This window comes from Eggerthella sinensis (assembly GCF_003339815.1).
Taxonomy (GTDB): domain Bacteria; phylum Actinomycetota; class Coriobacteriia; order Coriobacteriales; family Eggerthellaceae; genus Eggerthella; species Eggerthella sinensis.
Genome location: NZ_PPTT01000009.1, coordinates 25,268 through 45,948, shown reverse-complemented (window position 1 = coordinate 45,948; position 20,681 = coordinate 25,268). Strand labels below are relative to the sequence as shown.

Below are 20,681 nucleotides of genomic sequence, written 5' to 3'. Positions count from 1 at the left end.
GGCGACGCGCTCCTTGGCGCCGGGGGAGCGCGCCGCCCTGAGCTAGAGCAAGCTGCCGTAGCGCTTGACGAAGCGGCGCTTCACCACGGTCACGAGCGCCATGTAGCAGGCGACGGTGACCAAAAGCAGTGCGAAGTAGACGGGCGGTAACGGCGCAAGCCCGAGCGGACCCGCCAACGGCGAAAACGGTATGCACGTGAGCAGGGCTATCCCCGCCAAGGTGAGCACGGTCACCGGCTTCGAGGCGCGACTCTGCAGAAACGGGATCTTGGGCGTCCTGATCATGTGGATGACCAGCGTTTGCGTCCACATGGACTCGACGAACCATCCCGCTTGGAACGTGGCCACGAACAGAGCCAGCGTGGCAGGATCGGTGATCCGGTCGAACGGCGCGCCTGCGACCAAGGGGCATACGAGGAAGAACATGAGCAGGTAGGTGGTGATGTCGAACACGGAGCTGGTGGGCCCGATACGCACCATGAAATCCACTATCGAGCGCGCGTTCCACTTCTGCGGCCGCGCGAGGAACTCCTCGTCGACGTTGTCCCAGGGTATGGCCGTGCAGGATACGTCGTAGATGAGGTTCAGCAGGATGAGCTGGATGGACGCCATGGGCAGGAAGGGGAGGAACGCGCTTGCGGCCATCACCGAGAACATGTTGCCGAAGTTCGACGACGCGGTCATCTTGATGTACTTGATCGTGTTCGCGTGCGTGCGACGGCCTTCGACGATGCCTCTCTCAAGCACCATCAGATCCTTTTCCAGCAATACGACCTGCGCGGACTCCTTCGCTATGTCGACGGCCGTATCCACCGATACGCCCACGTCCGACACGTGCATGGCGGCGGCGTCGTTGATGCCGTCCCCCATGAAACCCACCGCGTGGCCGTTGCGACGCAGCGCCGTGACGACGCGCGCCTTCTGATCGGGAGAGAGCTTGGCGAATACGGAAGCTTGCTCGACGACTCCGCTCAATCGCTCGTCGTCCATATCCTCAACCTGGCTGCCCAGCACGATGCGCTCGGTATCCACCCCCACGCGCCGGCACACCGCAGCGGCCACGTTCTCGTTGTCGCCCGTGAGCACCTTCACGTCCACGTTGTGCTCCCTCAGCGCGCGAATCGCGTTTTCGGCGCTCCCCTTGGGGGGATCGAGGAAGGCTAGGTACCCGATGAGCACCATGTTCGTTTCGTCTTCGCTGGAGAATGCGCCGACGGGGCGGGGATCGGCTTTCTGGGCGACGGCCAGGACGCGCATGCCCTGGGCATTGAGCTTATTGACCCTCTCCAGCGCGGAGGCGCGCATCCGCTCGTCCAGCGGGACTATCTCGTTGCCGACGTTTGCGAACGAGCAGACGTCGAGCATTTCCTCCACAGCGCCCTTCGTCACCATCTGGGTTGCGCCGGACAAATCGGACACCACCACGCTCATGCGTCGGCGCTCGAAGTCGAAGGGGGCTTCGTCGATCTTGGTGTAGGAGGTTTTCAGGTCGCGCAGCAGAGCGTCTTCGGCTCCGTCCTCGACGGAGGCGACGACGGCGCTGTCCATCGGGTTCCTCAACCCGGTTTGGTGGTAGCTGTTCAAATAGGAACAGTGCAGGACGCGGCGGCTGTCGTTTCCTTCGACGTCCAGACACCGGTGCAGCGCCACGCGATCCAACGTGAGCGTGCCGGTTTTGTCGCAGCAGAGCACGTCGATGGAGCCGAGGTTCTGAACCGCGTCGAGATTCTTGATGATCACGTTCTCGTTCGCCATGCTGACCGCGCCTTTCGCCAGGCACGTGGTCACGATCATGGGAAGCATCTCCGGGGTGAGGCCGATGGCCACGGACACGGCGAACAGGGCCGCCTCCATCCAGTCGCCCTTGGTGAAGCCGTTGATGAACAGCACGACGGGCACCATTACCAGCATGAACCGGATGAGCACCCACGAAACCGAACTGACGCCAAGTTCGAAGGAGGTTTGGGGAGGCTCGTTCGAAAGGGTCGCGGCGGTGGCTCCGAGCAAGGTGTCGTTGCCTACGAGCACGACGATGCCCGTAGCGCTGCCGGATACGATCGTGGAACCCATGAAGGCCACGTCGCGGTTTTCGGCGCTCTTCTCCACGGGTTCGCTTTCGCCGGTGAGCGCGGCTTCGCTCAAGAAAAGATCCTTGGTTTGCACGAGCCTCATATCGGCTGGTATCAAATCGCCCGCAGACAGGCGGACGAGGTCTCCTGCAACCAGATCCTCGATGGGGATCACCTGCTCGCCGTCCTCGGCTCGTATGACGCAAGCGGTATTGCTGATCATGGCGGCCAGGCGGGCGGCGGCTCTTCCGCTGCGGCCTTCCTGCACGAAGCGCAGCGTGCCTGAGATGGCTACCATCGTCGAGATGATGACGACCGTGGTCGGATCGGCATCGCCCGGTGCGGCGAAGACGATGTCCGTGCAGGTCGATACGATGGCCAGTGCGATGAGGATGCAGGTGAACGGGTTGATGAACGCCTTGACGATGCGCCGGAGCAGATCGTCGTTTCTTCCCTGTTCGACGACGTTGCGTCCGTACGAGTCGCGGGATTGTTCCACGTGGGCGCGGTCGAGGCCGCCCGCCGTGGTTCCGAACAGGTCGTAGATGTCCTCGATGCGCCACGTCGCGGCGGAATCGAGCATTGATGCGCGCACGGTGGAGGTTTCTCCCGTGCGGTTGAGGGTTGCGAGCTTTTTCATCGCTTCACCCCTTTCGTTTCGTGAGGCAAAGCCTCGTTCGATACGGTGGGGCTCGACGGCTTGATGAGGCGCCGAACCGGGCCTGCGCACGCAGGCGGTTCCGACGCATGCCGGTCAGGATGCAGGCGATCGCGATCGGTCGAAGCTCGAGCCGAACGCCGACGCGCCGTTCTGACGTTCCGGCAGTACGCCGGGCGGGGGTTTGCGGGGTTTCACGGCTCTCACCTCCTTCGGTTCGTGTTTCTGAGCGCGTCGAGGCGGCTGTGCGGGCGCACAGGAGGATCGACGGGGCGGATGGTTCGGGTTGTCGAAGGGGGATCGGATGCGTTGGATGCGCCGGAGGCGCTGCTAGGAGCGCACGGTGCGAGCCGTCGGGCGATGCCCCTGACGTAGCGGGATGGCTGAGCAACTGTCGTCCAAAAGGCACCTCCTTCATGGCTCGGTCCAACGGGCCGGGGAAGGGCTCGCTGCAAAACACACGCAATACTGAACGCCCGCTACGCGAATGTCAAGCATTTTGGTGGGAAAAACCGCAAACCGCGCAAAGGGGCTCGTCTTGCGGCTGACGGAAGGGGTGTTCCTTGCGGATCGATATCTTGCTTCGCCATGCGAAGGGCCTTCCATCAACCGCTGACGGTAGGGTAGGATGTTCCCAATCGAATCTTTTGACGAAAGGGACGCGCTATGCAGGATCCGGGAATGTTCGAGCTGGGAAACGACGAGCTCGCAGTGCGCATCTCGAGCACGGGCGCGGAGCTGCAGAGCGTCGTGCGCGACGGCGTCGAGCGCATGTGGAGCGGCGACCCGGCGGTGTGGGGACGGCGCGCGCCGTTGCTGTTCCCGCTGATCGGGCGCTTGCGCGACGGTTGGTACGCGAACGACGGCGCGCGCGTGGACGCGCCGATGCACGGCTTCAGCCGCGACCGCGCGTTCGCCGCCGAGCAGGTATCGCCGGTGCAGGTGCGCTTCGCCACCGTCTCCGACGCGCAGACGCGGGCGGTCTATCCCTTCGACTTCCGCCTGGCCGTCGACTTCTCGCTCGAGGGCGGCACCGTCGTGAAGACGCATGCGGTGGAGAACGTCGGCTCCGTGCCGATGCCGTTCGAGGTGGGCGGGCACGAGGCCTACGCAACGCGGCTGCTGCCCGGCGAGCACATGGCCGACTACTTCGTGCGCTTCGGGGACGGCGTGGGCGCCGGGGCGCCCGAGGCCCTCGAGATGTTCGGCATGGACGAGGAGGGCATCCTCACGCTGCCGAAGACGCGCGTGCCGCTCGACGACGGGCGCTTGACGCGCACTCCCGAGCAGCTGGGCATCGACACCATCGTGCTCGAGAACGTGCCCGGCTCCACGGTGACGCTCGCGTGCACGAAGAACGCCTGCGAGGTGGAGGTGTCGTTTCCCGACTTCCCCTACCTCGGCATCTGGACGAAGGCGGGGCAGGCCGACGCGCGCTACCTGTGCATCGAGCCGTGGTCGGCGCTGCCGGACGCGCGCTTCTCCCCGCGCGAGCTGACCGAAAAGCCCGGCGTGCGCATCCTCGAACCCGGAGAGCGCGCCACGCTGACCTATCGCATGACGTTTCGGTAGGGGGGAGACATGGAAGAACGGCGCAGATGCTCATGGGCGGGCGACATCCCCGTCTACGTGGACTACCACGACAACGAGTGGGGGAGGCCCACGCACGACGACCGCGAGCTGTTCGAGCTGCTGGTCCTCGAAGGCGCGCAGGCGGGTCTCTCGTGGCTGACCATTCTCAAGAAGCGCGCGGCGTACCGCGAGGCCTTCGACGGCTTCGATCCTGCCAAGGTGGCGCTCTACGACGAGGCGAAGGTCGAGCAGCTCATGGCGAACGAGGGCATCGTCCGCAACCGGCTCAAGATCAACGCGGCCGTGACCAATGCGAAGCTGTTTCTGGACGTGGTCGAGGAGTTCGGAAGCTTCGACGCGTTCATCTGGGGATACGTGGACGGGAAACCCATCGTGAACCGCTGGGAATCCCAAGCGGACGTGCCGGCCACCACGCCGCTCTCCGACCGCATCAGCAAGGACCTCAAGAAGCGCGGCTTCAAGTTCGTCGGCTCCACCATCGTCTACGCCTACCTGCAGTCCATCGGCATGGTGAACGACCACGTGGTGGACTGCTTCGCGTATCGGGAGATAGCCGGATACGAACCTGATTGGTGATACTATATGCTCGTTGGAAAGCGAATGCGAAGGAGGCACCATGGAGAAGGAATTGTTCGATTACGTTGCGGAGCGCGTTGACATCCTCTCGGCTTCGGAGGCCAGCAAGCAGGAGACGAAAGACGCTGCGCTGGCGTGGAAGCGCGCCGTCGAAGGCGCAAGCGACGAGGCCGTCGAAGCCGCCACTGCCAAGCTCGTCGACTTCCTCGAAGGGCGGCCCAACACCGTGGAGGGCGTCATCGCCTTCGCCCAGGGTCCCGCCGTCGAGCTGTTCGGCAAAGAGGCCGCCGACCAGATTCTCGCCACGCAGCTCGAGCGCAAGGAGCGGGGCGAGAAGTACTGCGACTGCGACGCTTGCACCGCCGCCGTGGAGCTTCTCTCCAAGTTCGGGCGGATCTGATACGCAGGCATTGCCGTAGGAGGCGGAAGACGCCGTAGCACGCGAGGGGCTCGAGCAGCCCCTCGTTGGTTTCGGCGGCAGGAGCCGAGCGGGTCGCAAGGGGAGCGAGGAGGGGACCGTGGATCTTCAGAGCTTGCGGGCGTTTTGCGCGGTGTACGAAGCGGGCGGCATATCGAAGGCCTCAAAGGGGCTCTACGTGAGTCAGCAGGGCCTTTCCAAGACCATCATCAAGTTGGAAGCCGAGCTGGGAAAGCCCCTCTTCACGCGTTCGCATCAGGGGGTGGAGCCCACGGCGTACGCCCGCGCGCTCTATCCGAAGGCCACCAAGCTGGCCGCCATCCTCGATTCGCTTGAGGACGAGCCCGAGCCGCTGTCCGGCCGCGTCGTGCTCAACGTGGCCGCGCCGGCCGGCTTCATCATGTCGGTGGGCCTCGACTTCATCTCCGACTTCGAGAGCGCCCATCCCGGCATCGAGCTGGCCATCGACGAGTGCAGCGACCTGCGCGTGGCCGAGCTGCTGGCTTCGGGGGCCATCGAGGTGGGCTTCATGGCGGGGCCGGTTGATCGCGCCCGGTACCGCGCCGAGCTGTTTATCCGGCACCGTCACGTGGTGGTGGTCAACAACGCCGACCCGCTTTCGCAGCGCGAGCGCCTTGCGTTCTCCGACCTGGACGGCAAGGTGGTGGCGCTCATGAGCCGCAGCTACGCGCCGTACGGCAACATCATCGGCCAATTCCTCAAGGAGGGCGTCGCGCCTAAGAAGCTCATCGAAACCGGCGAGGGGTACGCCGGCTTCCACCTGGCGGCCGACAACGAGGCGGTGTGCGTCTCCACCGACAAGCACGCCTCCATCGGCGCGCGCGGCGACGTGTCCATCGTGCCCGTGTACGACGAGTACTGCTCGTGGGACGTGTACCTCGTGAGCAACGCCGACGAGGCGCTGGGCGGCGATGCTCGCGAGTTCGAAACCTACGCGCTCGCCTGGGTACGCGAGCATGAGAACCGCCTGTTCACCTGGGAGCATTCAATCCGCTAACCCTTTCGCGCCCCACCGCTTCCCCCCCCCGACGCTTCGCTCCACAACGGTTTGTTGTGGACCCACCCGGCATGGTTGATTCCCCGGCCGTTTCCCGCTTCCTATACTCGAAGCATCCCGCAGGGAGCGGGTGCGAATCGAGAACGAAGCGGACAAGGAGACATCATGGGGAAGAACATCACGCGGCGCGGTTTCGTGGCGGGCACCGGGTTGGCGGGAATCGCCGCCGGACTGGGGCTGGCGGGGTGCGCGCCGAAGGGCGCCGCCACGGAGGCCGTCGCTTCGACGGCGAGCGGCACCGAGGGCGGCACCAACCTGCCGGCCGGCTGGGACGAGGAGTGCGACGTGCTCGTGCTCGGCGGAGGCGGCGCGGGCGCGTCGGCGGCCCTGCACGCGGCGAAGGCGGGCGCGAGCGTGATCCTGCTCGACTCGCAGTCGACGAACTCGTTTTCGGCCACGTCCATCTGCTACGGCAACTTCTGCGTCGTGGGTTCCGACGAGCAGAAGGCGCTCGGCATCGAGGACTCGGTCGAGCAGTTCCTGGAAGATGCCCTGGCCAACGGCAACTCCGACGGCAACGTCGTCCAAGCGAACCGCGAGGACGCCATCCGCACCTTCGCCGAGAACAGCGCGCGCGGCTACCGGGTGCTGAAAGATCTGGGGCTCGAATTCCCCGACCCGTACGTGCAGGTGGGCCACTCGCTCTTGCGTTGCCACGTGGTGGACAACGCCAAGATGCTGCAGCTGCTCACCGACGCCGGGAAGGACGCCGGCGTGGACTACCGGTTCGACACCGAGTTCACGAAGCTCGTGTACGACGGCGCGGGCACGGTGCTCGGGGCCATCGCCCAGAAGAAGGGCAAGGAGGTTGCCTACAAGGCGAAGAAGGCCGTGCTCATGTGCACGGGGTCGTTTTTGCGCAACGTGGAGCTGCTCGAGGAATGCGCGATGGGCTTCAGCAAGATACCCCTGTTCACGGGCCAGGGCTTGACGGGCTTGGGGCATCTGGCGCTCATGGATCTCGGCGCGGCCATGTGGGGCCGCGAGACGGTGTACGCCGTGGAGGGCCATTCCGAAGACGGGGCCGCCTTCTGCGAGATGCCGCACTTCGGCGCCATCGTCACCGACCTGTCGGGAAACCGCTTCTTCGACGACGGCCAGTATTGGACCAACGCCCGCACCCGTGCGATGGTGGCGAAGGCGAAGCAGGAGGGCAACGAGCGCTTCCAGACCTGGATGATCGCCGACCAGGCCGCTTACGACCGCGCGGTGGAAACCGGCCCCAAGAACGGCATCTACGAGCAGAACGAATCGTACTTCGTCAAGGGCGACACCGTGGAGGAACTGGCCGCGGTCATCAACGCCCCCGACCTGCCTGCCACCATCGAACGCTACAACGCCGATGTGGCCGATGGCGGCGACACGCTGTTCGGCCGGACGTTCTGGAATGGCACGGGAACCCCCTCTCCCGTGCCGCTCGACCAGCCGCCGTACTACGCCTACGCCAGCTACCCGAACATCCTCTACACGCCCACGACCGGCTTCATGATCAACGGCGAGTGCCAGGTGATCGGCCAGTACGACGACCAACCGGTGGGCGGCGGCCGCCTGTTCGCCGCGGGCGAGATCGTCACGCGCTCGGTGGTGGGCAACCACTACATGGTGGGCGTCGGCATCGGCTCCTGCACGACCCTCGGCATGGTCATCGGCGAAAAAGCCGCCGCCCTCGATAGCCGGGAATAGGGAAGGCGCGGAGGTGGGGGCTCGGATCGGTCAGATCGATTCGAAGCCCTCGGCCACCGCGGTATCGATGAGCCGGGCGTTCGATCCATCGAGGTCGGCGAGGTAGTAGTCGAACGTGTACGAGGGCTTCCGCTCGCAGATGAAGAGTTGGTCGCCGACGATGCCGAAGCTCATGCAATCTCCTTCGGTGACGAGCGTCGCCTCGGATGTGACGATGTCGAACCGATAAAGGGATTGCGCGCCTTCTTCGGATTCGCACGTGAAATAAACCCCGTCTCCCCAGGCGTTCAGGCGTTCGGGTCTGTTGAACCGGGTGTCGTGCACCTGGCGCTCGTCGCTTCCGTCGTGCTTCATCTCGTTGAGGCCGAACGTGTCGCTGAAAAAGATCCCCGCGTCTGTCACAACGTACGAGGAGGTGCTTTCGTGGATCTTCTGCAGGTTGGTGCCATCGAGTTCCATGCGGTACAGGTCGTCTTGAAACGCGTCGTCGCCGTACGCGCTGAAGTACAGCCATCCGTCGTAGGCCACCATGGATCCCGTGAAGCCTTCGTAGAGCTGGCTCAGCTCAGAACCGTCGACGCGCATCTTCCAAATGCTCTCTTCCGGACGGTCGCTCTGCATATCCAGTTTCGTGAAGAACATCCACCCGTCGACGAAGTTGAAGTAGCCGGAAGAGAAGGTGGTCAGCCGCTCCCAGCCGATGCCGTCGGGCCGCATGCGGCAGAGGGCGTTGTCCATGTTGAGGTAGTACAGCCATCCGCCGTGCATCGATATCTGCGAGGCGAAACCTTCGGGCAGGGTTTCCTTGTCGGAGCCGTCGGTGCGTATCCGGTAGAATTCGATCGATGCCGGGAGGTTGTTGTAGTAGATCCAGCCGTCGCAGTAGGCAACCCGTCCGCCCTGCACGGTGTTTCCCGGAGTGTTGCCGTACGTCGAGCCGTCGGGCATTTTCACGCCCATCGGCGTGCATAGTTCCATACGCTCTATGCTGCGGTGCTCTTCTGCTGATTCGCTCCCGCAGTACAGGTTTGTGATCCTAGAACCTGCATTCGTAGAAGAATGATTCCGTGCTGTTGGAACGGGCGATATCCTTATCGAAGGACGCGTAGGTCGCAACCTCGGTGAAGCCGCATTCCTCGAGCAGCGATTCCATCTCGCCCAAAGCGTAGAGGTGGGTTCGGAAGTCCATCTCCTCGCGCTGTATGAGGGCGTCGCCCTCATACAGCGCATACACGGCCGGGCTGTACTGCGTGCCCGTCGCCTCATCGTAGCGGCTTTTGGACGAGAGCTCCAATCGGCGGCCATCGTCCGTTTCGACCGTTTCGCGCACGACGTAGTCGTCGCTGTCGGGTTCGCGATTCGCCACGGTATCCACGGCGAACACGAAGACGCCGCCCTTCTTCAGCAGCGTTCTCATCTTTGACAGGACAGCCTTGCAGGAATCCCGATCGGTGAACAGAGAGACGGAGCCGGAGGAGATGAAGACGTAGTCGAAACGCTCCGACGTCTCGTAGTCTTCGAGATCGCTCTGCACCACTGCAGCATCGGGCGCCTTCTCGAGCAGTTTCTCCAGCATCTCGCGCGAATTGTCCACGCCCTTGATGGCGATCCCTCGTTCCAGGAACGGCACGAGGAACCTCCCGCTTCCGCAAAGGGGTTCGAGCACCGACATTCCCTCTCGGACGTAGGAAAGGTAAAAAGCCAGTTCGTCTTGCGGGGCTTTCGGGTGCAGCATCTCGTACATCTCCGTGCACAAGCTGCCGTAGTAGTTTTCTTTCAGGCTGTCCATCGTGTTCCTCGCTGCAAGCAGAAGAGCGGTCAGATCACCGTATCTGGTGCGAATCTGGTACGAATCGTTTCCGTATTGTACCACCCGGCATGAAGCGCTTCGACTCGGGCTAGAATACCTTCGACACGGCGGTCTCGGCCTCGCGTTTGGCATCCATGTTGACGTGGGTATAAATGTCCATGGTGATGCTGGAGCTGTAGTGGCCCGCGAGCTCCTGCATCACCTTCGGGTGCACCCCGTTGAGCGCCAGGAGCGTGAGGTAGGTGTGGCGCAGCTCGTGGAGGCACCAGCCGTCGAGGCCGTACTTGCCGCGGTCCTCCGTCCACCAGCGGCTGAGGCTCGTGGGGAGGATGCAGGTGCCGCAGTTGTCCGTGATGACCGGCGTCTCGTCGGTCTGCTCGATGTAGCCCTCCTCGGGTTTGCGCCACTGGTTGGTGCGCTCGTAGCGGGCGAGCTGCGCCTGCTTGTGTATTAGCAGCGCCTTCTTGGCGGCGTCGGACAGGGGCAGCAGGCGCATCCCCGCCTTGGTCTTGGTCTCCTTGAGGTTGCCTAGCATGTCGTAGGAGTGGTTGACGTCCACGATGCCGCGCTCGAAGTCGATGTCGCCCCAGGACAGGCCGACGATCTCGCCGCGGCGCAGCCCCATGGTCACGGCGAGCTGGTAGGCGCAATCGCGATCCTTGGCTGGGTCGAGCATGCCAAGGAGCTCGCTGGTTTTCCCGGGCTTGAGGGCGCGCTTCTTCTTCGTGTCCATCTTGGGCGGATTGGCCTTGAGGCACGGGTTGGACGTGAGGACGCCTTCCGTGATGGCTTGGTCGAACACGAGCTTGATGTTGTCGTGGATCTGGTTGACGTACGAGCCGCCGGACGGCTTTCCCGAAAGCGTGTCGCCGCGAAGCATCGCAACGTACATGTCGTTGAGCATGGCGGGCGTGACGGCGGCCAGGTTCGCCTCCCCGATATGGAAGCACGCGGCCTTGAATTGGAACCCCTGGCGGTTGAGCGTGGTGGGCGCCGTCTCTCTGCTGGCCCTCCTCAGCTCGATGTAGCGGTCGCAGTACTGACGGAAGGTGTAGCTGGTCCTTCCTTGGACCCGGTCGCCCTCCACCTCGTCGATGAACTCGCGGAGTGCGGCCGCCGCCGCGGTGTAGGTGCCCTCGAGGCGGCGGGTGCGGGCCCTGTACTTGCCGGTCCGCGGATCCTTCCCGACGCATACGCGGAGCTGCCACTTGCGGCACTTGCTTTTGGGCTTGTCCTTTTCGAGTTGGACGATGGAGCCGGTTCCCTTGGTTTCCGCCATGGCGCTCACCTTCCCTGGGTGGCGATCATGCGATCGCGGAAGTCTAGGAACTGCAGGTACTCGTCCAAGCGCTCCCTGCCCCCCCCCTCCGAGAGGGCTCGGTAGTTGTGGGCCATCGAGGTTCTTGGGCTGGAAAGCGTGTTCCGGGCGCGGGTGTCGCCGATGGAGGTCACCTACACGCCCACCGGGCAGCGCATCGTGTTCCGCGGGGCGGACGACCCTTTGAAGCTCAAGGGCGTGAAGTTCACCAAGGGGTACTGCGCGGCGGTGTGGTTCGAGGAATTGGACCAGTTCGAGGGTGTGGAGGCGGTGCGCTCCATCCTGAACAGCCTGCGCCGCGGAGGGGACCGGTTCTGGATCTTCTACAGCTACAACCCGCCGAAGACCATGTGGTCGTGGGTGAACGTGGAGCGGCTGGAGCGCGTGCGAAGGGCCGATACGCTGGTGTGCGGCTCCTCCTACCTCGACGTGGCGGATTCCCATCCCGAGTGGCTGGGCGCGCCGTTTCTGGAGGAGGCCGAGTACCTACGCGACACGAACGAGAGCGCCTGGCGCTGGGAGTACCTGGGGGAGATCACGGGGACGGGCGGCGCGGTGTTCGACAACGTGCGCGAGGCCGCGCTGGGCGATTCCCGGATCCGCGGGTTCGAGCGGGTGCGCAACGGCGTGGACTGGGGGTGGTTCCCTGACCCGTGGCGGTTCGTGAGGTGCGGCTGGGAGCCTTCCGCACGCAGGCTCCTCATCTTCGAGGAGCACTCGGCGAACAAGACGATGCCAGCGGACACGGGCAAGGTGGTGGTGGATTCCCTCACCTTCTCTGACGAGGCGGGCGGAGAGCCCTACTTCCACGACCAGATCGTCTACTGCGACGACACGCCGGATTCCAAGGTGCAGATGAACGTGTGGAGGCGCGAGCTCGGCATCCGCGTCCACGCCGCCCGCAAGGCGCGCATGCGGCGGCTGAGCTACGAGTGGCTGGCGGGGCTGCGCGAGATCGTGATCGACCCTGACAGGTGCCCGCTGACCTTCGCGGAGTTCACCTTGAAGGAGTTCGAGCGCGACCGGGAGGGCAACTGGATAGACGAGGTGCCGGACGGCAACGACCATTCCATCGACGCGGTGCGCTACGCGATGATGGATGACGTATTGCGGGGGTGAGGGCTGGCGGTCTTCGCCTTCGCCGTATTCGCCGGGCTCTTCTTCAGCATAAAACGCAGCGGAAACGCGGAAGGTGCTATCGCCTGCGTGGGTAGAGGGAATGAGGTACGCGCATGGGTTTGAACGGGATGGACGAGTACTGGGTGCCGGAGCATGTGAAGGGGTACCTTCGCCAGCTTGGGTTCGCGCTTCCACTGGACGACATGGAAGCGCATATTCGGACATGGGACGATTGGATGGGTGCGCGCGGTGACTTCTACGACTACCGCGACACCGACGGGGTAGGGCGGGCGTACGCGGTGCATCGGCGTTCCTTGCATCCCGCGATGCGGGTGTGCAGGGAGTGGGGGTCGCTGCTCCTCAACGAGAACGTGCGGGTGGTGTGCGGGGAGCAGGGGGCGACCGACTGGCTGAGCGCGTTCTTCTCGGAGACGGGGTTCATGGCGGCTGCGCAGGCGACCGTCGTGCGGGCCTTCGGCTTGGGAACGGGCGCCTTCGCCTTGTGGGTGGATCTGGGCAAGCGGCGCGTGCGCATCCGGCACTACGACGCGCGCATGGTTATCCCGCTCACGTGGGACGAGGACGGGGTGACCGAGTGCGCGTTCGTCACGCGGGCGTTCTACCGCGCGAAGGCGGTCGATCAGTTACAGATGCACTTGGCCGACGGGGCGGAGGGCGAGGGGGCGTACCGGATCGTCACCGTGTGCTTCGACCGCGAGGGCAACGAGATCGCGCCCGTGGGCGTGGTGCCGGTGTACGACACGGGTTCGGCGCTCCCCACCTTCGCCATCGTTAAGCCCGCCGTGGCCAACACGCGCGTGGACATGAGCCCTTACGGGCAGAGCGTGTTCGCGGACGCCATCGACGCCATCCAGGCGGTGGACCTCACCTTCGACGCGCTCGTCAACGAGGTGGACCTGTCGAAGATGCGCGTGTTCCTCTCCGACGTGCTGTTCGACCGCGAACGGGACGGCAGCAAGGACGTCGCCATCCCGTTCGGCAAGCGGGACTGCACCGTCTTTCGCAAGGTGATGAGCACCGAGGACACGATACAGGAGTTCGCGCCGGCGCTGCGCACCGGCTCGCAGGTCGAAGCCTTCCGCGTTGCGCTGCAGATGCTCGGCGACCTCGCCGGCTTCGGCATCACGTACTTCGACTTCGACAGCGCGGGCTACGTCAAGACGGCCACCGAGGTCTCGAGCGACAACGCGGCGCTCATGCGCAACATCAGGCGGCACGAGAACTGCTTGGAGGGCCCGCTCGTTGGCATCGCCAGAAGCGCCATGGCCGCGTCGCGCGCCCTGGGCGAGAGCGTCCCGGACGAGGGCAGCATGAGGGTCATGTTCGACGACTCCATCGTCCAGGACGCCGATGCCGAGAAGCAGCGCGACATGCGGGAGGTGGGCGTCACCATGGCCGTGTGGGAGTACCGGATGAAGTGGTACGGGGAGGACGAGGCTACGGCCAGGGAGCGCGCGGGCGAGCTGACGCGCCCATGACGGTCGTGCGCTCTTGGGGTGATCTTCGGCGCTCCTGAGGTTGACAGGACTTCGTGGAGCAGGTGTGCGTTGGAGGCTGCTTACATCTGGCTGGATTGGTGAAACCCTCTGCCCATGCGCTTCTCTGCCTGCCCTAACCGTTGACCCACACGCACGCGGCGGAGAAAAGTGCGGCAGCAGCACGACCGCCCGTACGGAGGGTGCGCGCCGTTGGGCGGGCGTGACGCAGGGCGGGCATGGCGCGTCTGGGCAACTCGCAACAGGCCGTGCGGGGCGACGGCGTGCGGCTGAACCCGTACAAGCGAAGCAAGACCCCAAAGGGGGCTTGCGCAGCCGGGGTGAAGACGGGCGCCATCGCCCCGCACGGCCGCAAGGGTTGACTTCCATGCGCCATGACCGTCCTGTGGCACGAACGCCCCGGCAGCGCACCCGGAGTGCGGGCGGTCGTGCTGCTGAAGTGCGCGCCGACGACGCACCGCCAGTCCGGGCCAGCGGCCAAGACTGGCGGCACAGATAAATTCGAGAACATGTGACTTGCTTGTACGGCTGCTTCGCTGCAAAGATAACTGTCCAGGTTCGGCTAGGACTCTCGCATCGCCGTCGTTTTGTCTTTATTGGCATGCTCTTCTCTTTTACTGACTCACTCTCTGGTAAAATCGTTGCGTTTAGTTGTATTGCTTTAGACGTTACTCGGTAAGGATTTTTATGAAGTATTTCGAGCTGGTTGATTCTGGTGCTTCACCGACCGAGATTCAGTCTTATCTGCGGGATTCTGAGCTTGTCTCTGTAACCATTCGCATACCTCGCACCATGCGCGACGCCGCCAAAGAAGCCGCTTCCCTCGACGGTCTCAATTTCACCTCCTTCGTGAAGAGCTGCTTGATCGAACGACTTGTCAAGCGAAGTTAATCGATGGAGCCCAGTTACTTCGACAATCGTGCGCGCATCGTGAAGGATGATCTCGCCGCCCGAATAGACAGCGGGGATCGCCTCTCTGTGGCTGCTTCCGTTTTCTCGATGTACGCCTATCGCGAACTGGCGGAACAGCTCGATGGCATCGACAGCCTCCGCTTTATCTTCACATCGGACGCCTTCACGGCGAACCGCCCCAAGAAGGAGAAGCGCGAGTTCTACATCCCGCGTCTCACTCGCGAACAAGGCCTTTTTGGCACTCAGTTCGAAATAAAGCTACGCAACGAACTGACTCAGAAAGCCGTCGCCACCGAGTGCGCCGATTGGATACGCCGTAGGGCGCGTTTCAAGTCGTTCTCTGGCGAGGGACACATGGACACCTTCTTCGAGGTGTCCAAAAACGACGACAATATCGCCTATTTGCCGTTTGACGAGTTCACAACAGCCAAGCTGGGAACCGAGCGCGGCGACTCGGCCTTCGGTATGACCATGCGCCTGGATACGAGTCAGTCGCAGGAGTGTCTGCGTACCTTCAACGAGGCGTGGGAGCGCGGCGAGCTGCAGGACGTGACCGATGCTGTCATCGAGTCGATCTCGACCATGTACGCCGAGAATGCGCCCGAGCTCGTCTACTACGCGGCTCTTTATCGCATCTTCAACGAATTTCTGGACGACATATCCGAGGACGTCCTTCCCAATGAGGGCACGGGTTTTCGCCAGTCAGCCATCTGGAGCAAGCTCTACGACTTCCAGCGGGATGCCGCCATAGCCATCATCAATAAGCTTGAGACCTACGACGGTTGCATACTTGCCGACTCCGTGGGTCTGGGTAAAACCTTCACGGCACTCGCCGTGATCAAGTACTACGAGAGCCGCAACCGCAACGTACTGGTGCTCTGCCCCAAGAAGCTGAAGGACAACTGGCTGACTTACAACCAGAACGTCGTGAACAACTCGATTGCGACCGACCGGCTGCGCTACGACGTGCTCTACCACACCGATCTGTCGCGAGACAAAGGAATAAGCGAGACGGGCATACCGCTCGACCGCATCAACTGGGGTGCCTACGACCTGGTCGTTATCGACGAAAGCCACAACTTCCGCAACGGTGCCGATACGGCCTCCAAGAACGACGACAAGGAGAACCGCTATCAGCGTCTCATGACCCGCGTGATCCAGCAGGGCGTGAAGACCAAGGTGTTGATGCTGTCTGCCACTCCCGTAAACAACCGTTTCCGTGATCTGCGTAACCAGCTCGCCCTCGCCTATGTAGGCGATGCCTCGAAGTGGGAAGGGCGGCTCCGCATCGACAATGACATCGAAACGGTGTTCCGCAATGCACAGACCGCGTTCACGCGGTGGAGCAAGCTCGGCCCCGACCAGCGTACCACTGAGGCGCTCACGCGCATGCTCGATTTCGAGTTCTTCGAGGTGCTGGATCAAGTGACTGTGGCACGGTCGCGCAAGCACATCCAGCGCCATTACGACATGACAGCGCTGGGACCGTTTCCCGAGCGCAACAAGCCCATATCGAAGCGGCCTCACCTCTCTGCGCTCGAAGGCTCTATCAGCTACCATGAGATATACGACGAGCTTGAGGATCTGAGTCTGGCAATATACGTTCCGTCGCGCTACCTACACCAGAGCAAGGTGAGCAAGTACGCCGATGAGAATGGTGGCAACCTAACCATAGCAGGACGCGAGACGGGCCTGCGCAAACTCATGAATGCCAATCTGCTGAAGCGCCTTGAGAGTTCGGTATGGTCGTTCCGCATGACGCTTGAGCGAATCCTTGCCTATATGAATGAAACGGTCTCCGTCATCGACGCCTACAAGAAGAACTGCGTCGGTAACATAGTTGTGGAAGACGCTGCCTCGAAATTCGAGTTCGACTTCGACACGGACGATGTCGAGGAGCTCTCGTTTGAGGTGGGCGGCAAGACCAAGATCGAGCTGGAGGACATGGACTGGCTTTCCTGGGAGCGCGACATCCTAGCGGATATCGAGATCATTAGCGTCCTTTTGAGCATGATCAAGGACATCGACCCTGCACATGACGCCAAGCTCATCGAGCTTTGCGAGCAGATACGTGAGAAGATTGAACATCCTATAAACGTTGGCAACCGCAAGGTGATGATCTTCACGGCGTTCGCCGACACGGCGGAGTATCTGTACGAGCACGTCGCTAAGTACGCGAAGCGCGAACTGGGGCTTGAGACGGCAGTCGTGACCGGAACGAAGCCGGGGCGCAGCACAATCAAGAGCGTGCCCGCCGATATGGGATCCATCCTTGCGTGCTTCTCTCCCATATCGAAGGAGCGCGCGGTCGTGGCGCGGCAGCTCGAAGGCAAGGACATCGACATTCTGATAGCGACTGACTGTATATCTGAGGGTCAGAACCTGCAGGACTGCGACTACTTGATTAACTACGACATCCACTGGAATCCGGTGCGCATTGTGCAGCGATTCGGACGCATCGACCGAATCGGGTCGAAGTGCGACCGGATCCAGCTGGTGAACTACTGGCCCGACGTGGAATTGGACGAGTACATCAAGCTGAAGGCTCGCGTTGAGGAGCGCATGCGCATCACGGTTATGACCTCGACGGGCGACGACGACTATATCAACGAAGAGGAGAAGGGCGATCTGGAGTATCGAGAGCAGCAGCTCCGCAAGATGCAAGATGAGGTCATCGACCTAGAGGACGTTTCCGGCGGCGTGAGTATCACCGACCTGGGCTTGAATGACTTTCGTATGGATCTTATTGGCTATTACAAGGACAACCCTGCGGTGGATCGGCTGCCGAGCGGCATCCATGCGGTCGCAGCCGGGCCTAATCCTGGCGTGCTCTTCGTGCTGCGCAACGTGAACCCGGGCGTGAACATTCAGGGCAGGAATCACCTGCATCCCTTCTACCTCGTATACGTGACCGACGACGGTGAGGTGTTGCACGGGCACCTGGACCCGAAGGACGCGCTCGACACTATGCGCCTGCTCTGCCGGGGCAAGAGCGAACCCGACCGCGACCTGTGTCGGGTCTTCAACCGCGAGACCAAGAATGGACGCGATATGCGCAATCAGGCTAAGCTTCTGAAGGATGCCATCGGATCTATCATCGAAGCGAAGGCTGAAACGGACATCGACAGCTTCTTCGGCGTAGGCACGACGAGCTTCCTGGAGAACGACGTAGAGGGGCTCGACGACTTCGAGCTTGTGTGCTTCCTGGCGGTGAGACCATGCTAGGGTTGCCGACCACGACGAGAGTGGGATGTAGGCTCCCCAAGGAGGCATTCTACAAGAACCTGAAGCTTACGCCTAAGCAGAAGGATGCTTTCGTCCACGGCGTGGAGCGCATCGATATCCTGAACTCCATCAAGGAGGGCATCGTCCACATCCCTGCAGGCGATACGGTGAAGGAAATCATGATCGTCGGGCTGATGCTCCGCGATGAGAGCGCCGCCACAACCGTAGTTGACGAGATAGCGAAGGCCAACTCGCACAAGCTGGTGTTCCTTTGCGAGGAGCCCGGCGAGTGTGCCACACTTGCCGTGAGGGTTCAAAGCGTGCGCTTCGGTCCGCGGAGGAAGGTCGACGAGTTGAGCCTTGCGTTGGAAGGCAACGACCTCGACGCCGTCTGGGATTGCGTGGTATCGCAGGTTGTTTTCGGCGACGCAGGCATGACCGGTACGAGTGTTGTGGAGCGCATAGCGCTTGTGGACAAGATTGGATCGCTTGAGCGTCTGGTGGACGAGCTGGATGACAAATGCCGCAAGGCCAAGCAGGTTGGCAAGAAGAACGAACTATTCGCTCAGATGAGGGCGGCAGAAGACAAGTTGGAGCAGACACGAAAGGAATTGGAATAGATGGAGAAGATCGACGTGTCAACCACCGACATCACCCAAGAGAATGTCGAGCGGCTCGCCGAGCTGTTCCCTTCCGTGGCCACCGAGGTAACCGATGGCGAGGGCAACGTACGCGCGGCCATCGACTTCGATGCCCTGCGCGATCTTCTTGGCGACGTGGCCGAAGGGCAGCGCGAGCGCTACCAGTTCACCTGGCCGGGCAAGCGCAAGGCTAAGGAGGAGGCGCGTCGGCCTACGACCAAGGCCATGCGTCCTGAGATGGGTAAGAGTGTCAACTGGGACACGACCCAAAACCTCTACATTGAGGGCGACAATTTGGAGGCCCTAAGAATAATGAGGAATACTTATGCAGCGCAGATAAAACTTATTTACATCGATCCTCCTTACAATACAGGTTACGATTTTATTTACGATGATGATTTTGCTCAGACGCACGCTGCTTACGACACATTGAGTGGTGATTACGATGAAGATGGTGGTCGTCTCGTTTCTAACCCCGATAGCAACGGACGTTTTCACTCTGATTGGTGTTCGATGATCTATTCGCGCTTGCTTATAGCGCGAGATTTGCTATCAAAAGACGGTGCAATCTTTATAAGCATTAGTGATGCTGAGCTCGACAATCTAAAGAAGATTTGTGATGAGGTTTTCGGTGCGACTAACTATATAAATACGGTTTCCGTCCTTGCGAAAAACACTGCAGGGGCTTCTGGTGGCGGAGAAGACAAGCGGCTAAAGAAGAACATTGAGTATCTTCTAATCTACGCAAAGGATTATCTGTATCTTCCACCATTCAAAAGCGTTTTCGAGAAGCGTGAGATTTCTGAGCTGGTGGACGAATATGTTGAGCAGGGTAAGAGCTGGAAATACACTTCAGTCCTTATTGATCCGGGCGTAAAGGAATACTGCTGCAGTACCGTTGACGGTGAAGGAAATGAAATAAAAATCTATACAAGACAAAATCCCATCATTAAATCTGTCTCTCAGCTAGCAAGAGAATCGGGTCTGGATGAGGCAGATATTTACCATTCCTACGGCCCGAAGATTTTTCAAACGACAAATGCACAATCCTCTATACGAACACGCGTAATGGCCGCTAGACAGGAGCACGGGATTATTGAAGACCTCATATCTATAGAATATGTTCCAAGAAGTGGCAAAAGAAAAGGCAATGTATACGAGCAGTTTTATAAAGGCGAACAGGCACGACTCTTTGTATGGCTTGCCGACACTGCCGAAGAAATTGACGGTGTTCTTTATAAATTGGAAAGAAGAGGAACTTTTTGGGACTTCGTGGGTGAAACGAAGAATCTCACTAAAGAAGGTGGCGTTGCGTTTCCTAACGGAAAGAAGCCCGTCAAACTTATAGAGACGATCATTGAAATGCAGTTATCCAATGACGATATCGTATTAGATTTCTTTTCTGGTTCTGCTACAACTGCCCATGCCGTTTTCAATAAGGCATTGGATGGTTTGTCATGCCATTTCATACTCGTGCAACTGCCTGAAAACTTAGATCGCCAGTCCCTTGATGCAAACGATGGTGATTATTTCAACATCTGCGACATCGGCGAGGAGCGTATTCGTCGCGCCGGTAAGAAGATCGTAGAGGAGGTCGAGGAAGCCAACCGCCAGCTCAAGCTCGGCGAGGATCCCAAGCCCATTCCGGACGTTGGCTTCCGCGTCCTGCGCATTGATTCGTCGAATTTCTCTGAGACCTACTTGACTCCGGACGACTACGCCCAGGCGACTCTCGACCTCTATGAGGACAACGTGAAGCCCGGCAGAAGCGGACTTGATCTGCTCTTCCAGGTGCTCCCCACGCTGCGCATCCCTTACTCGGCGAGGATTGATGAGACCGACATTTGCGGCAAGAAAGTGTTCATCGTCAACGGCGGGCGCGCACCTAAGCTCGTTGCCTGCTTCGACACCGAGGTGAATAAGGAGTGTATCGAGAAGATTGCCAAGATGCGCCCGATCTATGCTGTATTCCGCGACGCCTCGATGGCTGATGACGCCACGGCCGCCAACTTCGAGGAGCTTTTCAAGACGTTTAGCCCCGACACAGAACGTAAGGTCATATAG

Annotated in this window: 15 protein-coding genes; 11 read left to right on the top strand and 4 right to left on the bottom strand. The window is 61.4% G+C overall.

Annotation, left to right across the window (positions count from 1 at the left end):
• Positions 1 to 42 precede the first annotated feature (42 nt).
• On the bottom strand, positions 43 to 2,709 hold the full coding sequence (mgtA, locus tag C1876_RS06710; protein WP_114545949.1) for a magnesium-translocating P-type ATPase: 2,667 nt from the start codon (positions 2,707 to 2,709) through the stop codon (positions 43 to 45).
• A gap of 684 nt (positions 2,710 to 3,393) precedes the next feature.
• Between mgtA and C1876_RS06705 the strand changes: the two genes are divergently transcribed.
• The 5 genes from C1876_RS06705 (at position 3,394) to C1876_RS06685 (ending at position 8,075) form a co-directional block, all read left to right on the top strand.
• Positions 3,394 to 4,299: an aldose 1-epimerase family protein gene (locus C1876_RS06705; RefSeq protein ID WP_114545948.1), complete on the top strand. Its 906-nt coding sequence runs from the start codon at positions 3,394 to 3,396 to the stop codon at positions 4,297 to 4,299.
• Positions 4,300 to 4,308: 9 nt separating this feature from the next.
• Entirely contained in the window at positions 4,309 to 4,896 is a 588-nt protein-coding gene (locus tag C1876_RS06700) for a DNA-3-methyladenine glycosylase I (protein ID WP_114545947.1), read from the top strand.
• 40 nt (positions 4,897 to 4,936) lie between these two features.
• A complete protein-coding gene (locus tag C1876_RS06695) occupies positions 4,937 to 5,296 on the top strand; it encodes a 3-hydroxyisobutyrate dehydrogenase (RefSeq protein WP_114545946.1) in 360 nt (119 codons plus the stop codon).
• 118 nt (positions 5,297 to 5,414) lie between these two features.
• Positions 5,415 to 6,332, top strand: a complete 918-nt coding sequence (locus C1876_RS06690; protein WP_114545945.1) for a LysR family transcriptional regulator — start codon at positions 5,415 to 5,417, stop codon at positions 6,330 to 6,332.
• Between the two features lie 165 nt (positions 6,333 to 6,497).
• Positions 6,498 to 8,075 (top strand): FAD-dependent oxidoreductase, encoded by a 1,578-nt coding sequence (locus C1876_RS06685; RefSeq protein WP_114545944.1) that lies wholly within the window; start codon positions 6,498 to 6,500, stop codon positions 8,073 to 8,075.
• 30 nt (positions 8,076 to 8,105) lie between these two features.
• Here the strand turns inward: C1876_RS06685 and C1876_RS06680 are convergent, their stop codons facing one another.
• The 3 genes from C1876_RS06680 to C1876_RS17955 form a co-directional block, all read right to left on the bottom strand.
• Entirely contained in the window at positions 8,106 to 9,053 is a 948-nt protein-coding gene (locus tag C1876_RS06680; RefSeq protein WP_114545943.1) for a DUF5050 domain-containing protein, read from the bottom strand.
• A 58-nt stretch (positions 9,054 to 9,111) separates the two neighbouring features.
• Entirely contained in the window at positions 9,112 to 9,864 is a 753-nt protein-coding gene (locus C1876_RS06675; protein WP_114545942.1) for a class I SAM-dependent methyltransferase, read from the bottom strand.
• A 109-nt stretch (positions 9,865 to 9,973) separates the two neighbouring features.
• Positions 9,974 to 11,164 carry a tyrosine-type recombinase/integrase gene (locus C1876_RS17955; RefSeq protein WP_114545941.1) on the bottom strand — a complete coding sequence of 397 codons (1,191 nt, stop codon included), beginning with the start codon at positions 11,162 to 11,164 and terminating at the stop codon, positions 9,974 to 9,976.
• Between the two features lie 105 nt (positions 11,165 to 11,269).
• Between C1876_RS17955 and C1876_RS06665 the strand changes: the two genes are divergently transcribed.
• The 6 genes from C1876_RS06665 to C1876_RS06640 all read left to right on the top strand — a co-directional run bounded on the left by C1876_RS06665 (position 11,270) and on the right by C1876_RS06640 (position 20,681).
• Positions 11,270 to 12,322, top strand: coding sequence for a PBSX family phage terminase large subunit (locus C1876_RS06665; RefSeq protein ID WP_211309519.1), 1,053 nt, complete (start codon positions 11,270 to 11,272; stop codon positions 12,320 to 12,322).
• A 113-nt stretch (positions 12,323 to 12,435) separates the two neighbouring features.
• Positions 12,436 to 13,821 (top strand): hypothetical protein, encoded by a 1,386-nt coding sequence (locus C1876_RS06660; RefSeq protein ID WP_114545940.1) that lies wholly within the window; start codon positions 12,436 to 12,438, stop codon positions 13,819 to 13,821.
• A gap of 705 nt (positions 13,822 to 14,526) precedes the next feature.
• Positions 14,527 to 14,730 carry a hypothetical protein gene (locus C1876_RS06655; RefSeq protein ID WP_114545939.1) on the top strand — a complete coding sequence of 68 codons (204 nt, stop codon included), beginning with the start codon at positions 14,527 to 14,529 and terminating at the stop codon, positions 14,728 to 14,730.
• A gap of 3 nt (positions 14,731 to 14,733) precedes the next feature.
• Entirely contained in the window at positions 14,734 to 17,976 is a 3,243-nt protein-coding gene (locus C1876_RS06650; protein ID WP_114545938.1) for a helicase-related protein, read from the top strand.
• Positions 17,970 to 18,596 (top strand): DUF4391 domain-containing protein, encoded by a 627-nt coding sequence (locus C1876_RS06645; RefSeq protein WP_114545937.1) that lies wholly within the window; start codon positions 17,970 to 17,972, stop codon positions 18,594 to 18,596. The genes C1876_RS06650 and C1876_RS06645 overlap by 7 nt, the downstream gene beginning before the upstream one ends.
• Positions 18,597 to 20,681 carry a site-specific DNA-methyltransferase gene (locus C1876_RS06640; protein ID WP_114545936.1) on the top strand — a complete coding sequence of 695 codons (2,085 nt, stop codon included), beginning with the start codon at positions 18,597 to 18,599 and terminating at the stop codon, positions 20,679 to 20,681.

What these genes read in the sequence shown, in the direction of transcription:
- mgtA (WP_114545949.1), bottom strand. Translation starts at nt 2,709, where the DNA reads ATGAAAAAGCTCGCAACCCTCAACCGCACGGGAGAAACCTCCACCGTG.
- C1876_RS06655 (WP_114545939.1), top strand. Translation starts at nt 14,527, where the DNA reads ATGAAGTATTTCGAGCTGGTTGATTCTGGTGCTTCACCGACCGAGATT.
- C1876_RS06650 (WP_114545938.1), top strand. Translation starts at nt 14,734, where the DNA reads ATGGAGCCCAGTTACTTCGACAATCGTGCGCGCATCGTGAAGGATGAT.
- C1876_RS06675 (WP_114545942.1), bottom strand. Translation starts at nt 9,864, where the DNA reads ATGGACAGCCTGAAAGAAAACTACTACGGCAGCTTGTGCACGGAGATG.
- C1876_RS06695 (WP_114545946.1), top strand. Translation starts at nt 4,937, where the DNA reads ATGGAGAAGGAATTGTTCGATTACGTTGCGGAGCGCGTTGACATCCTC.
- C1876_RS06640 (WP_114545936.1), top strand. Translation starts at nt 18,597, where the DNA reads ATGGAGAAGATCGACGTGTCAACCACCGACATCACCCAAGAGAATGTC.
- C1876_RS06705 (WP_114545948.1), top strand. Translation starts at nt 3,394, where the DNA reads ATGCAGGATCCGGGAATGTTCGAGCTGGGAAACGACGAGCTCGCAGTG.
- C1876_RS06700 (WP_114545947.1), top strand. Translation starts at nt 4,309, where the DNA reads ATGGAAGAACGGCGCAGATGCTCATGGGCGGGCGACATCCCCGTCTAC.
- C1876_RS17955 (WP_114545941.1), bottom strand. Translation starts at nt 11,164, where the DNA reads ATGGCGGAAACCAAGGGAACCGGCTCCATCGTCCAACTCGAAAAGGAC.
- C1876_RS06660 (WP_114545940.1), top strand. Translation starts at nt 12,436, where the DNA reads ATGGGTTTGAACGGGATGGACGAGTACTGGGTGCCGGAGCATGTGAAG.
- C1876_RS06680 (WP_114545943.1), bottom strand. Translation starts at nt 9,053, where the DNA reads ATGGAACTATGCACGCCGATGGGCGTGAAAATGCCCGACGGCTCGACG.
- C1876_RS06685 (WP_114545944.1), top strand. Translation starts at nt 6,498, where the DNA reads ATGGGGAAGAACATCACGCGGCGCGGTTTCGTGGCGGGCACCGGGTTG.
- C1876_RS06645 (WP_114545937.1), top strand. Translation starts at nt 17,970, where the DNA reads ATGCTAGGGTTGCCGACCACGACGAGAGTGGGATGTAGGCTCCCCAAG.